The sequence below is a fragment of the Kamptonema animale CS-326 genome (genome assembly GCF_028330895.1).
Taxonomy (GTDB): domain Bacteria; phylum Cyanobacteriota; class Cyanobacteriia; order Cyanobacteriales; family Microcoleaceae; genus Kamptonema; species Kamptonema formosum.
Genome location: NZ_JAQMUA010000205.1, coordinates 1 through 16581 on the forward strand (window position 1 = coordinate 1; position 16581 = coordinate 16581).

Annotated in this window: 15 protein-coding genes; 9 read left to right on the forward strand and 6 right to left on the reverse strand. The window is 42.6% G+C overall.

What is annotated here, in order from left to right:
• Positions 1-192: 192 nt before the first annotated feature.
• The 7 genes from PN499_RS11905 to opcA all read left to right on the forward strand — a co-directional run bounded on the left by PN499_RS11905 (position 193) and on the right by opcA (position 10175).
• Positions 193-1383, forward strand: coding sequence for a type I restriction-modification enzyme R subunit C-terminal domain-containing protein (locus tag PN499_RS11905; protein WP_272032101.1), 1191 nt, complete (start codon positions 193-195; stop codon positions 1381-1383).
• Positions 1383-2825, forward strand: coding sequence for a class I SAM-dependent DNA methyltransferase (locus PN499_RS11910; RefSeq protein WP_272032102.1), 1443 nt, complete (start codon positions 1383-1385; stop codon positions 2823-2825). The genes PN499_RS11905 and PN499_RS11910 overlap by 1 nt, the downstream gene beginning before the upstream one ends.
• Positions 2809-4131, forward strand: a complete 1323-nt coding sequence (locus tag PN499_RS11915; RefSeq protein WP_272032104.1) for a restriction endonuclease subunit S — start codon at positions 2809-2811, stop codon at positions 4129-4131. The genes PN499_RS11910 and PN499_RS11915 overlap by 17 nt, the downstream gene beginning before the upstream one ends.
• Before the next feature lie 301 nt (positions 4132-4432).
• Positions 4433-5497, forward strand: coding sequence for a class 1 fructose-bisphosphatase (gene fbp / locus PN499_RS11920; RefSeq protein WP_272032105.1), 1065 nt, complete (start codon positions 4433-4435; stop codon positions 5495-5497).
• Positions 5498-5608: 111 nt separating this feature from the next.
• Positions 5609-6745: a transaldolase gene (tal, locus tag PN499_RS11925; RefSeq protein WP_272032106.1), complete on the forward strand. Its 1137-nt coding sequence runs from the start codon at positions 5609-5611 to the stop codon at positions 6743-6745.
• A 308-nt stretch (positions 6746-7053) separates the two neighbouring features.
• Positions 7054-8583 carry a glucose-6-phosphate dehydrogenase gene (zwf, locus tag PN499_RS11930; RefSeq protein WP_272032108.1) on the forward strand — a complete coding sequence of 510 codons (1530 nt, stop codon included), beginning with the start codon at positions 7054-7056 and terminating at the stop codon, positions 8581-8583.
• A 212-nt stretch (positions 8584-8795) separates the two neighbouring features.
• On the forward strand, positions 8796-10175 hold the full coding sequence (opcA, locus tag PN499_RS11935; protein ID WP_272032109.1) for a glucose-6-phosphate dehydrogenase assembly protein OpcA: 1380 nt from the start codon (positions 8796-8798) through the stop codon (positions 10173-10175).
• A gap of 583 nt (positions 10176-10758) precedes the next feature.
• Here the strand turns inward: opcA and PN499_RS11940 are convergent.
• From PN499_RS11940 to PN499_RS11955, 4 genes are all read right to left on the reverse strand, one after another.
• Positions 10759-10947 carry a CsbD family protein gene (locus PN499_RS11940; RefSeq protein WP_007355184.1) on the reverse strand — a complete coding sequence of 63 codons (189 nt, stop codon included), beginning with the start codon at positions 10945-10947 and terminating at the stop codon, positions 10759-10761.
• A gap of 90 nt (positions 10948-11037) precedes the next feature.
• The gene (locus PN499_RS11945; RefSeq protein ID WP_272032111.1) at positions 11038-11274 is read right to left on the reverse strand and encodes a DUF167 domain-containing protein; all 237 of its coding nucleotides are present in this window, start codon (positions 11272-11274) and stop codon (positions 11038-11040) included.
• Position 11275: 1 nt separating this feature from the next.
• A complete protein-coding gene (locus PN499_RS11950; RefSeq protein ID WP_272032112.1) occupies positions 11276-11713 on the reverse strand; it encodes a cupin domain-containing protein in 438 nt (145 codons plus the stop codon).
• 227 nt (positions 11714-11940) lie between these two features.
• Entirely contained in the window at positions 11941-12540 is a 600-nt protein-coding gene (locus PN499_RS11955; protein ID WP_272032114.1) for a DJ-1/PfpI family protein, read from the reverse strand.
• A gap of 309 nt (positions 12541-12849) precedes the next feature.
• On the opposite strand from PN499_RS11955, the gene PN499_RS11960 reads away from it, so the two are divergent.
• Complete coding sequence (locus PN499_RS11960) at positions 12850-13611, forward strand: FkbM family methyltransferase (RefSeq protein WP_272032116.1); 762 nt, start codon at positions 12850-12852, stop codon at positions 13609-13611.
• Positions 13612-13705: 94 nt separating this feature from the next.
• Here PN499_RS11960 and PN499_RS11965 read toward each other — a convergent pair whose 3' ends face one another.
• Together PN499_RS11965 and PN499_RS11970 are read right to left on the reverse strand one after the other, a co-directional pair.
• Positions 13706-14059: a DUF5615 family PIN-like protein gene (locus tag PN499_RS11965; RefSeq protein ID WP_272032117.1), complete on the reverse strand. Its 354-nt coding sequence runs from the start codon at positions 14057-14059 to the stop codon at positions 13706-13708.
• Between the two features lie 6 nt (positions 14060-14065).
• Positions 14066-14398, reverse strand: a complete 333-nt coding sequence (locus PN499_RS11970) for a DUF433 domain-containing protein (protein ID WP_272032118.1) — start codon at positions 14396-14398, stop codon at positions 14066-14068.
• A gap of 158 nt (positions 14399-14556) precedes the next feature.
• On the opposite strand from PN499_RS11970, the gene PN499_RS11975 reads away from it, so the two are divergent.
• Entirely contained in the window at positions 14557-16479 is a 1923-nt protein-coding gene (locus PN499_RS11975; RefSeq protein ID WP_272032119.1) for an ABC-F family ATP-binding cassette domain-containing protein, read from the forward strand.
• The last annotated feature ends 102 nt before the right edge of the window (positions 16480-16581 follow it).

Consider the following 16581-nt stretch of genomic DNA (forward strand, 5'->3'; position numbering starts at 1 on the left):
AAAATGCTATTATGTGTGGTATCGCAGGCGAGGCTTTACTGAACCATGTAATTATAGTTCATTTGATCTTATCTTCTCTGTTAGACCCTCACGAGTGAGTGTCAGTAACAGGATACCTCATCTTTCTGAGAAAGGCTATATAATCTCAAGGATTTTGACCGGAATTTAGTCATTGATGAAAGGACACAAGCTGTGGCTAAAAGAGTGATGGATTTTTTGCGACAAACAGATGTTTACTCGAAGACAATTATTTTTTGTGTTGATGTAGAACACGCGGAGAGAATGCGACAAGCTATCGCCAATGAAGCAGGAGATTTAGTCAGGGAAAATTATAAATATGTTATGCGAATTACTGGAGAAGATAAGGAAGGTAAACTGGAATTAGATAACTTTATTAATCCAGAAGAAAGTTATCCGGTGATTGCGACAACTTCTAAGTTAATGACGACAGGAGTTGATGCTCAAACCTGTAAATTGATTGTACTCGATTCTAATATTCGTTCTATGACCGAATTTAAACAAATTATTGGACGTGGAACAAGAATTAATGAACAATTTGATAAGCGATTTTTCACGATTATGGATTTTAGAAATGTGACGGATCTATTTTCAGATCTTGCCTTTGACGGCGATCCGGTGATGATTAAGGAAATACGGGATGATGAGGAATTTACACCAGAGAATATTATCGGTGATCCCACCGAGGAAATTATCGATCAGGAGACGGGCGAAATAGTTAATTTCGATCAAAATAATGCTCTTCCTGAAAATCTAAAACCGACAATTATTTCTGGTGGTGAAATTACTACAGAAAAACAGGGGAAAGTTTATATTGCTGGGGTAGATGTAACAATCTTGAATGAGCGGATTCAATATCTCAATGATAATGGGGATTTGGTGACAACGAGTTTAAAAGACTATACTAAACAGAACTTGCTGCGAGAATTTAGCAGTTTAGATCAATTTTTAGCTTATTGGAATGAAGCCGATAAAAAAAGTGCTTTGATTGCAGAACTGCGAGAACATGATATTATTGTTGAGGATTTACAGAGGGATATTAAAAAAGATTTGGATTTATTCGATTTGATTTGTCATATTGCTTGGGATCGTCCCCCTTTGACTCGCAGGGAACGGGCAGAAAATGTCAAAAAACGAGATTGTTTTACTAAGTATGACTCACAGGCGCGAGCGGTGTTAGAGGCTCTTTTAGAAAAATATGCTACGGATGGGATCGAAAATATTGAAGACATTGCTGTGCTAAAATTAGAACCACTCAAGCAATTTGGATCTCCAGGAGAGATCATCAAAAGATTTGGGGGTAAACCTCAATATGTTTCAGCTTTGCGGGAATTGATGTGTGAATTGTATCAAGTAGCGGCGTAATGAAAAATTTGGGCGGTAATATTAAAAGTCTGCGTAATTTTATGCGGAAAGATCCGGGGGTGTCTGGCGATGGACAACGGATCGAACAGTTAGGTTGGTTACTATTTCTCAAAATTCTTGATGCTAGTGATTCAGAGTTAGAATTGCTTAGGGATGATTTTGTATCGCCTATTCCTGAAAGGTTGCGCTGGTGTAAGTGGGCGGCGGATAAGGAAGGAATGACGGGGGATGAATTACGGAATTTTATCGATCAAGAATTGTTTCCCACTTTGAGATCCCTTGATATTAGCACCGGGAATAAACGGGCGATGATTGTCCGAGAGATTTTTGAGGGTACTAATAATTATATGAAAAATGGGACTATTATCCGTCAGGTGTTGAATAGTCTCAATGAAATTGATTTTGAAAGTTCGGAAGATCGGCATTTATTCGGCGATATTTACGAAACTATTTTGCGGGAACTTCAGACAGCGGGCGCTTATGGGGAGTTTTACACGCCTCGCGCTTTAACTGAATTTATGACAGAAATGGTGAACCCCCAGTTAGGAGAAATTGTACTCGATCCTGCTTGTGGTACGGGTGGTTTTTTAACCTGTGCGATTAATCATTTACGTCAGCAAGGTTTGGATGATGTACGGGATTTAGTAACTTTAGAAAAAACGATTAAGGGGATGGAATTTAAGCCTTTACCCTTTATGTTAGCGGTGACAAATTTATTTCTCCATGAAATCGAAGTTCCGAATATTGAATATACTGATAGTTTAAATCGGGAATATACTTCTATTGTTGATAAAGATCGGGTGGATATAATTTTAGCTAACCCTCCTTTTGGGGCTTCGGTGACTGATGGGGTACAGGATAATTTTCCGATGAGTTATCGTACTACAGAAAGCGCAGATTTGTTTTTATTGTTGATGGTGCGGTATTTACATAATGGCGGACGGGCTGCTATTATTTTACCTGATGGATCGTTAACGGGGGATGGGGTAAAGGCGCGGATTCGTCAGCATTTATTAGAGTCTTGTAATTTACATACTATTGTCCGTTTACCTAATTCGGTGTTTCAACCTTATGCGTCTGTGGCGACAAATTTGTTATTTTTTACCAAGGGTAAACCGACTCAGGAAATCTGGTATTGGGAACATCAATTACCCGAAGGAGTGAAAGCGTATTCTAAGACGAAACCGATCAATAAAAATGAGTTTCAATCTTTAAAACAATGGTGGCATAAACGGGAGGAAAATCCCCAAGCATGGCGGGTAAGTTTTGAGGATTTAGAGAAAAATGGTTTTAATATAGATGTCAAAAATTCCCATATTTCGGAAGTTGAAAGGGGTTATAGTTCGGTTGAGTTGTTGGAAATGTTGCATGATTCTTTTAGAAAGAGTGATGAATTATTAGATAGTTTAAAACAGGAATTAATTAATGAAAAAATATCCTAAAAAAACAATTGGTGAACTTTGTAATATTATCAAAGGTGAAACAGGAATTGCCAGCGTAACCCCAGGAGAATATCCTCTTGTTGTAACTGCAAAAGAACGGAAAACATCAGCAACTTATCAATTCGATACCCAAGCTGTTTGTATTCCTCTTGTTTCCTCAAGTGGTCATGGTAAAAAAAGTCTTAACTATGTTCATTATCAGGAAGGTAAATTTGCTCTTGGCACAATTTTAGCAGCGATTATTCCTAAAAATCATTATGAAATTTATGCTGCTTTTTTACATCAATATTTATTCTTTTATAAAGATACAAAAATAGTTCCTTTAATGAGAGGTGCTGCCAATGTCTCTCTGGCAGTAAAAGATATTGCAAAAATAGAAGTACCGCTTCCTCCAATTAATCAGCAAAAAGACTTTATTATTTTTTTTAATAAACTTCAAAAATTTAATCAGGGATTAATTAGAGAGTTTGATAATCAACAATTATATATTTCTCAACTAAAACAGGCGATTTTACAAGAAGCTATTTCAGGTCAATTAACAGCAGAATGGCGTAAACAAAACCCAATCCAAAAAGGTAATCCAGACACCGATGCCGCCGCACTCCTCGCCAAAATCAAAGCGGAAAAAAAACAATTAATAGCTGATGGAAAACTCAAGAAAGAAAAATCTCTCCCCGAAATTTCACCCGATGAAATCCCGTTTTCTTTACCTGATAGTTGGGTTTGGTGTCGTTTGGGAGAAATATGCGACATCAAAGGGGGAAAGCGTGTTCCTAATGGTTATAAATTAAAAACTACTCCCACTCCTTATATTTATATACGAGTAAGTGATATGAAGAATGGAACAATTGATGATTCAGACCTTCATTATATAGATGAAGAAGTATATCAAGGAATAAAAAGATATACTATAAGTAAAGATGATATTTATATGACAATTGTAGGCGCAACAATTGGCAAATGTGGTTTAGTTCCCGAAAAATTTGACGGTATGAACCTAACAGAAAATGCAGCAAAAATAATTTTATTAATTATAAATAAGATATTTTTATGGTACTGTTTAGATAGTTCGTTTTGTCAAGCGCAGTTTATTGATAAAACTAAGCAAGTTGCTGTTCAAAAAATGGCTATCAATAGATTTTCATCTACTCTTATTCCCCTTCCTCCCCTTGCAGAACAAAAAGCAATAGTAGAAAAAGTAGATTATTTAACGAAAATAATAGACGAACTAGAAGCACAAATCCAACACCGAAAACAACTAGCAGAAAACCTGATGCAAACAGTGTTAAGAGAAGCATTTGAATAGCCCCCCAACTGTTACCCAAAAAATACATCTTCAATCATCGTATTCTCAAACAAAATTGACTCTATTATCTTGTGCTTTGATGAGATGCCAAAATAAAAAGTAATCTCGAATCATGCCCAACAGCGCCCCCAACACCCACCGGCGGCCAGGGAACCACCTCGGATCTAAAGTTACCCTAAAGTTCAGCCACCTTTTAGAAAAGCATTCCTAATATAGAAGTTAGAGAGAACCCGCTCTTAAGAGCAGAGCTCAAGCCTGCTCGCCCAAACTGAGAGCTACTAGACAGGGAGGATATCAAATTATGGTGAACGCACAGATAGGGGAACCCCACCTGAGTGCGAGCGAACAGGTAGAATCCTTAGACCGCGAATGCACGACTCTATCGCGTCACGTCTTAGAGCAACTCCACAGCTTCTCAGCAGACGCTCAGGATCTCAGCGCTCTGATGAATAGAATTGCCCTGGCGGGTAAATTAATTGCCCGCAGGCTCAGCAGAGCTGGATTGATGGAAGATGCTTTAGGGTTTACTGGGGCCGTGAACGTTCAGGGAGAATCCGTCAAAAAAATGGATCTCTATGCAAATGAGGTGTTTATCTCCGTATTCAAGCAAAGCGGCTTAGTTTGTCGCTTGGCCTCTGAGGAAATGGAGAAACCTTATTACATTCCAGAGAATTGTCCCTTGGGACGTTACAGCCTACTTTACGACCCTCTAGATGGCTCCTCAAACCTCGACATTAATTTGAATGTCGGTTCTATTTTCTCCATCCGTCAGCAAGAGGGAAGCGATGAGGACGGATTAGCCCTCGATTTGCTGCAAGAGGGGCGAAAACAGATTGCTGCTGGCTATGTCCTCTACGGCCCCAGCACGATGCTAGTTTACTCTATCGGTAAGGGAGTTCACTCATTTACCCTTGACCCTAGTTTGGGGGAGTTTATTCTATCGAGTGAAAATATCCAGGTTCCCGAACACGGCCCGATTTACAGTGTCAATGAAGGTAACTTTTGGCAGTGGGAGGAATCCATCCGGGATTACATTCGCTACGTACACCGCCATGAAGGTTATACAGCTCGTTATGGCGGGGCCTTGGTGGGAGATTTTCACCGAATTTTGCTGCAAGGTGGCGTGTTTTTGTATCCCGGAACTGTTAAGAAGCCGGAGGGTAAATTGCGCTTGCTCTACGAATCGGCTCCCTTGGCTTTTTTGATCGAGCAAGCTGGCGGGCGGGCAAGTACGGGAACTGAGGACATTATGGATGTGGTGCCGACCAAACTGCACGAGCGCACCCCCTTAATTATCGGTAGCAAAGAAGATGTAGACCTGGTGAAGTCGTTTATTAAAGAGCACTTGCGCTCTGAGAAACATTGACTAAGTAATGGTTAACAGTTAACAATTCACAATTCACAGTTAACAGTTAACCGTTAACAGTTAACCGTTAACAGTTAACTGTTAACAATTCACAAATTAGGAGCGAAAGTAATGAATCACCTGTTAGAGATTGAAGAACTCGGTCAAAGCATCTGGATGGACAACTTGACTCGTAATTTGATTGAGTCGGGTGAACTCAAAGAAATGATTGAGAGCCGAGGGGTACGCGGGATTACTTCTAATCCAGCGATTTTTGAGAAGGCGATCGCGGGTAATGCGATTTACGATGCTGATATTGAAGCAGGTATTCGCGCTAAGAAATCGGTACTGGAAATTTACGAGTCTCTGGTGTTTGAGGATATCCGTCACGCCTGCGACATCTTTGGCCCAGTTTATCAACAGTCCAAGGGTTTAGATGGTTACATCAGCATTGAAGTACCGCCAACGATCGCCAATGATACAGAAAGTACAATCAGCGAAGCTCTACGGTATTATCAGGCGATCGGTAAAGAGAACGTGATGATTAAGATCCCAGGAACGGCAGAAGGTTTGCCGGCGGTAGAACGAGTAATTGGTGAAGGCATCAATGTCAACGTGACGCTGCTGTTTTCGGTGGAAAGCTACGTTAATAGCGCTTGGGCTTACATTCGGGGTTTGGAAGCATTCGCCGCCAAAGGTGGAGATGTCAGCAAGGTTTCCTCGGTTGCGAGTTTCTTCCTGAGTCGAATTGATAGCAACATCGATGGCCAGATTGACGAGAAACTCAAAGGTGTAACCGATATCTCGATGAAAGCCAAACTGGAGGCAGTAAAGGGGAAAGTCGCGATCGCCAACGCCAAGATTGCTTACCAGAAATATAAAGAGATTATTGCTAGCGATCGCTGGCAAGCCTTAGCTGCCAAAGGCGCAAAAGTGCAAAGGTTATTGTGGGCTTCTACTGGGACTAAAAATCCAGCTTACAGCGATGTCATGTATGTAGATGAATTAGTCGGGCCTGAAACCGTCAATACTCTACCACCGAACACAATTGAAGCCTGTTTTGACCACTGCGACGTTGCACCCCGGATTGAAACAAACGTTCAGGAAGCTTACAACTTGATTGCCAACCTCAAAGATCCCGATATCGAGATCGACCTGGACAAAGTAATGGCAGACTTACTCCTAGATGGGATTGACAAATTTGTACAGCCGTTCCAATCGCTGATGAATTCCTTGGAAGAAAAGGTTCAGCGGCTGGCCGCCGTCTAGTTGCCGACTCTGTAGCAACGTGGGCAAGTAAGTGGACATAAATAAACGTTGATATAACTTGTAGGGTGGGCGCTCGCCTCAACCATATTAGCTATCAGTTACAAGATTTTTGCGGCGAGCGCCCACCTTACATTTATTTATGTCCACCTACTTAAGGGAAAATTTGAGTGCTATTGGCGCTCAAAACCCGATAAAGATCCCATCCCCGATTTAGGGGCGAGAAAATGTCTAAGTTTCACGATCGCGCTAGATTACCAAGGCTCGAAGCTATGGAAGCATTTACTAACTTTGAAGGAGCAAAAAAGTAGATGGTAACGCTATTAGAAAATCCGCTACGGGTAGGCCTACGCCAAGAACGGATGCCCGATCCCCAAATTCTGGTAATCTTCGGAGCTTCTGGAGACTTGACGCAGCGCAAACTGGTACCGGCGATCTATCAAATGAAACGCGATCGCCGAATGCCCCCAGAAATTACAGTCGTAGGTGTCGCTCGCCGCCCCTGGAGTCACGACTACTTCCGCGAACAAATGCGACAAGGCATTGAAGAATTTGGCGAGGGGATCGGCCCTGAAGACTTCTGGAAAGACTTCGCTCAAGGCTTGTACTACTTCCCAGGCGACATTGATAACCCCGAAAGTTATGAAAAATTAAAAGTTTTCCTAGCTGAAATCGACGAAAAGAGAAGGACGCGGGGCAATCGCGTCTTCTACCTCTCCGTTTCTCCCAATTTCTTCCCAGAAGCAATTAGACAATTGGGAGCGGCGGGAATGTTAAGCGACCCCAGTAAGCAGCGTTTAGTGATCGAAAAACCCTTTGGTCGCGATTTAAGTTCCGCTAAAGCCCTCAACCGAGTAGTGCAGAATGTTTGTACCGAACAGCAAGTTTATCGGATCGACCACTACTTAGGTAAAGAAACCGTTCAGAACTTAATGGTTTTCCGGTTTGCTAACGCCATTTTCGAGCCCCTGTGGAACCGCCATTATGTTGACCACGTACAAATTACAGTAGCGGAAACTGTCGGCGTAGAAGACAGGGCCGGTTACTACGAATCAGCGGGGGCTTTGCGAGATATGTTGCAAAACCACTTAATGCAAATTTTCTGTCTAACAGCGATGGAACCACCCAATTCCCTAGACGCTGATAGTATCCGCACAGAAAAGCTGAAAGTGCTTCAAGCCAGTCGCTTAGCTGATGTGAACAACCTAGAGTTTTCAGCAGTTCGCGGTCAATATTCTGCTGGCTGGATGAAGGGTAAACCTGTCCCCGGTTATCGCGAGGAACCAGGGGTAGATCCCAATTCTGGAACGCCTACCTATGTGGCGATGAAGTTTATGGTGGATAACTGGCGATGGCAAGGTGTTCCTTTCTACCTGCGAACTGGCAAACGTTTGCCCAAGAAAATCAGCGAAATTGCCATCCAGTTTCGAGAAGTACCCCTGCTGATTTTTCAGTCAGCGGCGCAGCAAGCTAGTCCCAACGTCCTGACCATGCGCGTTTACCCCAATGAGGGAATTTCGCTACGCTTTGAGGGTAAAAGGCCGGGGCCAGATTTGCGGACGCGCACAGTGGATATGGATTTTAGCTACGGTTCTTCCTTTGGAGTCACTTCTTCCGACGCTTACGACAGATTGTTGGTGGATTGTATGCTGGGAGACCAAACTTTGTTCACCCGTGCTGATGAAGTAGAGGAAGCGTGGCGTTTGGTAACGCCGGCACTTACGGCTTGGGAGACTCCCACTGACCCATCTCTCGTTCCCCAATACGAGGCGGGTACTTGGGAGCCGGCGGAAGCAGAACAGCTAATTAATAGAGATGGCCGCAGGTGGCGCAGAGTCTAGAAATGGTTAATGGCTAATAGCTAATGGCTAATGGCTAATGGTTAATGGCTAATAGCTAATCGCTAATGGCTAATCGCTAATCGCTAATGGCAAGAAAGAGTTTTGAGTGAAAAATTTAATTTCACAACTCCTAAGTAACAAATTAGCAATTAGCAATTAGCTATTAGCCATTAGCAATCAGCAATCAGTAAGCACATAAGGATGCAAAACCTATGACAATGACACCGATTAAAGCTCCTCCAATTGTTTCACTGCAAGCGCCTAAAGATGTTTCTATCGATCAGATAGAGGCAGAACTCAGCCAGATTTGGGAAAGCTACAGAGAAACTGGAGATAATGGGGATTTTCCGGTTGCTACTAGGGCAACAACCTTTACTTTTGTGGTTTATGAACCTGAAGAAACTCAGCAGTTATTAGCTGCTTTGGGATTTTACTTAGGCCCGATTGACGGCATTAGTGGCCCCTTAACTGCGGCTGGAGTGAGGGCGGCCCAAAAAGCTTATGGAATGCCGAGAACTGGTAAAACTAATGCAGAATTGCTGGAGAGACTGCGGGAAGATTTTACTAAGAAAAGCTTGAATGGCGGTCTTGAAGATGGGTCTGTGGCTGCTAGTAGTAGTTTAAATGCTAGCGGGACAGGTATAGCAGATGCGATCGCATCTGCTAATCCCTGTCGGATTATTGCCTTGTGTCCAACTGCGGGGGAAGATCGGGGCGTAACTGCTCAAGTTTCGGCTTACTGTCCCGTTCACAAGCGCAGTAGCAGTACGTTAATCTGCTGCGAATATATTACGCTGCGGGGAGCGGAGGCGGCTTTGGAACGGGTAAGCGCCATTGTTTCGGCTCTGATGATTGAGGATTTGCCGAAGTTCCTCTGGTGGAAGGCGACACCCGATGCGGATCTCGCTTTGTTCCAGCGGCTAGCTGCTGCTAGCAGTTCGGTGATTGTAGATTCTAGTTGCTTTGCTCAACCGGAAACAGAATTACTGGAAATGCAAAACCTCAAAGACCAGGGAATTCCCATTGCTGACCTCAATTGGCGTAGGCTGGCTCCCTGGCAAGAGTTGACTGCTGAGGCTTATGACCCACCGGAACGCCGCGCGGCAATTGGGGAAATTGACCGGGTGACGATTGATTATGAAAAGGGAAATTCTAGTCAAGCGCTAATGTTTTTGGGGTGGTTGGCTTCTCGCTTGCAGTGGCATCCGCTTTCTTCTCAACAGGAGGAGGGAGACTACCAAATTAAGCGGATTCAATTCGCAGGGCCCGAAGGTCGGCAGATAGAGGCGGAATTGGCTGCTATTCCTACTGCTGATACGGGTGATGTTCAGGGTGATTTAATTGCTCTGCGTTTGAATTCTACGAATGAGAAGGCTGACTGCGGTACGGTGCTTTGCTCGGAAACGGGGGGTTGTATGCGGATGGAGTCTCACGGCGGAGCTCAGACTGGCCGGATTAATCAGGTCACGCCATTATTTGACCAGCAGACGGAGCAGTTACTTTCTCAGCATTTACAGCGCTGGGGCCGGGATATGCTTTATGAGGAAAGTTTGGCGGTTACGGCTCAGATTCTCAAGTTGGTTAACGGTTAACGGTTAACTGTTAACTGTGAATGTCGATTAGGATGTTCAGGACTTATATCATGTCCGCTTAAATACTTGTCATTGCGAGCGCAGCGAAGCAATCGCCTAGTCTCTGCGGATTGCTTCGGGCTTGCTTGGTTCCTCGCAACTGCGCTTCGCTTGGCTCGCAATGACAGCCCAATGACAGATCGTAAGTAATTTGCCGGACATGATATTACGCACCCAATCCAAAGAAACCGGGTTTTTTGACGAAAATACTTCGCTCTCACCCAAAGATTCTCTAAAAAACCCGGTTTCTGGAGCCCTGAGCGTAAGTCCTAATGTTGTTAATTTAAGACAGAAAAAAAAAAGTCCAGCAAACTCTTGTGTTTGCTGGATTGAGTAGGCAGGAAACTTGGGGGATAAGAGTCTAGAACAGTTGTCAAGTAAGATTTTTATCTAGTAAGAAAAATCAATTGCAGCTAGTGGTAAGGAAGCAATTGTGCAGTGATTTTATTGCGGATATCCTCACCTGTTACTGCAACTACTTCGTTCTGACTATCTTTACTAGATAAAACCTTTCTACCAACTATTGATTACTTTAAGCAAAGCTCTAGGCTCTATCGACAATTTCTTTGGCTTTATCTTTAAGGTCTTCTTTCAGGTGTATTACTGCTGCTTCATCCTGCTTGGCTTGACCTTCTAATTTATCTCTCTGGCTTCCCGTGACATCGCTAACGGCTTCTTGTATTTTGCCTTCGATATTTTTGGCAATTGCCTCAGCTCTATTCTCAATACTCATGACGGGTACCTTATACTTTCTATAACCTATCGTAAGAGTTAACAAACTTTGTTATCCTCCCCCTTTAGATAGATATGCTCCGATTGGCGACTATTCCGAAAGGGGAAGAGGTAGTTCGACAAGTTTGTTTTTAGATGACAAACCTGATTTGATGGTGATTTGAGATTTGGGTATGCCAAATTTTTTCGCCAGCAATTTGATTAATTCTTCATTGGCTTTGCCATCAATGGGAGGAGATTTCAGAGATACCTTGAAACTGCCGTCAGGTTCTTGCTGAATGTTTTGTTGTTTAGAGTTAGGTTTAACTTTGATTGTTAAGATTGCCATGTTATGCTGCACGGGTAATTGAATGGTCAAACATGGCTTGAGCGGCGACTAAATCGTAGGGAAATGGGGGCTTCATGGGGCGATAATCGCGATCGTCTGCTTTTCCGTGACGTAAAACTGCGTTTACAAGTAAACAGGGTTCGCTGGTAAAGCTTAAGGCTGCGTGAGGAACTCCGGGGGGAATTGTGACAAGTGCGGGGATGCGATCGCTCAAAGGAATGTAGCGATATTTCCGGTTCTGTAATACGACTAACACAAAGTTACCGCGCACGACAAGGAGTTGGTCAGTTTGGAAGTGGTGAACGAATAAATCGTCGCGTGCATGGGCGGGAATTTGGACTAACATCGTTTCGTGGCTGGATTGGGGCGTGTAAAACTCAGCCATTCCCGATTTGATTGATTCTAAAACTCGGATTTCAACCTGCTTGATCAGACTCATGCGAAGTTCTCCTGAGATTAGATGAGTGGTTCTATGTCTAAATTATAATTTAAAGATTTTTAAATTATTGTTAGATCTATCACAATGTAAAGACAATTCATGGTATAGCAAGCGTGATGATTTGGCAGTGAAACCGCCTGGGTTCGATCGTCCAGGCGGAGTGGTGAACTTTTAACATCGCAGTATGAAGGGCGATGGTTGCAGAGGCTACGCCAAGGTATTTAAACTCAGGCGGCTACCATTTCCGGGTGTTCTATCCGGGTTCCTAAAACCTTGAGAAATTCAGCCAACCAGCTAGGATGGGCGGGCCAGGCGGGGGCGGTGACGAGATTGCCATCGACTACGGCATCGGTGACGGGAACTTCGGTATATTTGCCTCCGGCCCGAAGGACATCGGGACTGCAAGCGGGGTAAGCTGTGCAGCGTTTGCCTTCGAGAACGCCGGCGGCGGCTAAGACTTGTAATCCGTGACAGATGGATGCGATCGGCTTGTTATTATTAGCAAAGTAGCGGGTAATTTGCAGCACTTTATCGTTAAGGCGGATATATTCGGGGGCGCGACCTCCGGGTATAATTAAAGCATCGTAGTCCGAGGCATTGATGTCATCAAAATTGGCGTTTAATGTGAAGTTGTGACCGGGTTTTTCGCTATAAGTTTGGTCGCCTTCAAAGTCGTGGATGGCGGTGCGAATAGTTTGACCTGCGCTTTTGCCGGGGCAAACTGCATGGACTGCGTGGCCGACCATTTGTAGTGCTTGGAAAGGAACCATTACTTCGTAGTCTTCTACGTAATCGCCGACTAGCATTAAGATTTTCTTTGCGGTCATGTTGATGACTCCTGTTGTTTGATTAAGTTAAGGGTATTGAGGATTAGTATTGAGACTAGAGTAGCATTACTCAGTATGCTTGCCGAGAGGATATAATTAATAATAAAACCATTGCTGTATAAGTCGTCTTCCTTTTCAGAGAGCGATCGCTCTTGGTATTCTGTAACTTCCGATCTACTACATTGCTAGACCTCGCTTAGCCCAAAAAAATCCCGATAAGCTTGACAAAAAGTCAGGTAGGATTTATTTTTAATGCCATGTAATTAATTTATGGCATTATTCCCGATAAATAGCATAAAAGAATTACTGATGAAAAAACAAACTGTTAGGAAGCTACTCCAAAAGAATAATCCAGTGGTTTTAGAAATTGGGACATCGACTGGTGAAGATAGCCTCGGTTTCCTGCGAGAATTTTCCGACATTCAATTATATTGTTTTGAACCCGATCCTCGCTGCTTAGAAGTACATAAAAGTCAAGTGAAAGATCCCCGATGCAAATTATATGAGATCGCGATATCAGATGTAGATGGAGAAGCAGAATTTTATCAGAGCAGTGGTTCCTATGAAGGGTTTAATGAATATTCAGAGTGGCTGCAATCCTCTTCGCTGAAAACACCAAAAAATCATTTAGAAGTGCATCCTTGGTGTAAGTTTGAAAATAAAGTTATAGTGCCAACGCGCAAGTTAGATAGTTGGTTTGAAGAAAATCCTATCGATGAAATTGACTTAATTTGGGCTGACGTACAAGGTGCGGAGGAGAATTTGATTAGAGGAGCCTTTAAAACTTTATCTCATACCAAATATTTTTATACAGAGTATGAAGATGACGAACTTTATGAGGGACAAATCACGCTGGAACAGATAAAAGCTTTACTACCCCATTTTAAAGCGATCGGCTATTTCGGGAACAATGTATTATTTAAAAATACTGAAATGCCAGCTTCAGCCTTTAATAATGCCGACCAAACAGTTTGGCAAATTTGGGAGCTTTTCCCGCCGAAAGTCTTGCTACAATCGCTTAAAAGAAGACTCAAGTCCATAGTTAAATCGCTAACTTCTGCGACTAATTGATAAAGACAGGACTTACGCAGTGTATATGACACTTTTTACATTGCGATCGCTTTTTTCGTTGTAAATTCAAAAGCAACTGATAATGCTATAAATGTTAACGCAGTGGCAAGAATCTTACTTGCCCTTCCCATTCCCCTTCTAGACTACATTCATCTAGCAGCAAGATTTCCTCGATCGCTAAACCAATATTAACACGACGACTAACCTCAAATAATCCAGGCATTGGCAACCCTCTTTCTATTCGGTCATAGGCAAAAGTTATCATCGTTGCTACATCGTGAGTTAGCACCAAACGCCTGTTTTGTGCCGCCCATTCCAAGACAGTTGGATCGTCTGCTTCAAGTAAACCAACATCCTGAACGCGGACAATATCTACATCAGATTTACGGCGCAGAATACCACGAACAATCTGATTATTGAAGTTCTCGTCAGCCAAGAATCGCAACATATTAATTTACTGATTTATATTGCGTCTTGCTAATAGGCGATCGCGTACTCCAATAGGGTTAAAACGCTTTTCTGCTTCCTGTCTAATTTCCGTAGCACGTTGTTGACGCATTAGAAGATAGGCATCAACTTCTGTTTGATGTCGTAAGTAATAGCCAATTACAGAATAAATATCGGACAATTGAAGTGATGGGTATTGATCCTTAATTTCTTCTGCTGAAGCTCCTTCAAGAAAAGCTGCGATCGCCGTATCTAAGGTGACGCGGGTTTTGCTAATGCGGACAGCACCATTTTCGTCAATTATAAGGGGAATTGGCTCAGCAGTGGGAACAACTAGCATAATTTTTTCGGTATTAATTAGATTAAAATTCTAGTATTAAGAACCATTATCGCTCTAAATTATCGCAAAAAGCCTTGATATGTCAAGTCCCCCTCCATAGTCGTACTCTCGCAACCAAAACAGCGTTAAAATAGATAACTGATAGATACCCTGTACTTATGACACTCTTTACGCTCCGATCGCTTAAAAAAGACTTCGGCATCAAAGAAATCCTCAAAGATGCCAGCTTTAGCCTTGATGAAGGCGATAAAGTCGGCCTGATTGGCACAAACGGCTCAGGTAAATCCACATTACTGAAAATGATAGCTGGGTTAGAACCCATTGATAGCGGCGAAATCTGGGTTAATTCCGGCGCAAAAATTGCCTACTTACCTCAACAGCCAGATTTAGATGAAAATCATACTGTATTAGAACAAATCTTTGCCGACAGTGGCGAAAAAATGGCTATTGTCCGCGAATATGAAGAAATTTCTGATAAATTAACTCATGGACATGGGGATACAGAAAAACTTATGGCGCGGCTTTCCATCGTTTTTCAACGCATGGAAGAACTCGGCGCTTTAGAACTAGAAACTAATGCTAAACTCATTCTTAGTAAATTAGGAATTGATGATTTTGAAGCAAAAATTAGCGACCTTTCTGGCGGCTATCGCAAGCGAATTGCCCTCGCAACGGCTTTGTTGTCAGAACCCGATGTATTGCTAATGGATGAACCTACTAATCACCTCGATGCGCTCTCTGTTGAGTGGTTGCAAAACTATTTAAATCGTTATCGCGGTGCATTATTACTAATCACCCACGATCGCTACTTTTTGGATCGCGTAACTAATCGGATTTTAGAAATAGATCGCGGAGATCTTTATGCTTACTCTGGTAACTATGCTTACTACTTAGAAAAAAAAGCCGCTGCTGAAGAATCAGCAAGTAGTACGCAGCGTAAGTATAAAGGCGTATTGCGGCGAGAATTAGAATGGTTAAAAAAAGGGCCAAAAGCTCGGAGTACCAAGCAAAAAGCCCGGATAGATCGCATTCGGGAAATGCAAGAACAGGAGTTCAAAAAAGCTCAGGGAAAAGTTGATATTTCTACTGCGGGCCGTCGCATTGGTAAGAAAGTTGTTGAGCTTACAAATATCTGTAAAGGCTACAACAATCGCACGTTAATTAAAGACTTTACCTATAATTTTACTCCTGAAGATCGCATCGGTATTATTGGCAGTAATGGTTCGGGAAAATCTACTCTGATGGACATTATTACCGGACGGGTAAAGCCAGATTCGGGTACGGTAGAAATTGGTTCTACTATCCATATTGGGTATTTCGATCAGCACTCAGACGATCTACTGATGAATGAAGATCAACGAGTAATTGAATATCTGAAAAGTGTAGCAGAATTGGTGACAACAGCAGATGGCAGTATTATTACTGCTTCGCAAATGTTAGAGCGATTTTTGTTTGAACCTAATCAACAATATGCGCCGATTCATAAATTATCTGGTGGTGAAAGACGGCGTTTATTTCTATTGCGGGTGTTAATGAGTGCGCCGAATTTGTTGATTTTAGATGAACCGACAAATGATTTAGATGTGCAAACTTTGGCGGTACTAGAAGACTATCTGGAAGATTTTAATGGTTGTGTAATTGTAGTATCCCACGATCGCTATTTTCTCGATCGCACAATTGATATGGTTTTCGCTTTTGAACCGGGGGGAACTCTGCGCTTATATCCTGGCAATTATTCAATCTATTTAGATTATAAAAAGCAGGAAGAAGAAACTGAAGCTAAACTTTTAGCATCTCAAGTTAAAGACTCAAAACAAAAAGCAGAAGCCTCTGTTTCTACATCGACTATAACTGGTAAAAGTGGCAAACTTTCTTTTAAGGAAAAGCGTGAATATGAGAAACTAGAGGTGGAAATTCCGCAGATGGAAGCTGAAAAAGCTGAAATTGAAAAGGTACTTTATCAAAATCCTCCTGGTGGTTTCACAGAGGTACAGAAACTTTCGGATCGTTTAGCAGAATTAACCCACGCGATTGAGATTGGTACTGAACGTTGGTTAGAATTGGCGGAACGGGTAATTTAGGTTTTTTTATAGTGGTTAATGGCTAATAGCTAATGGCTAATGGCTAATTAGGGTACACTTTGCGTAACGCCGCCATCTTGGCGGTAAAGTCACCGCCAAGAT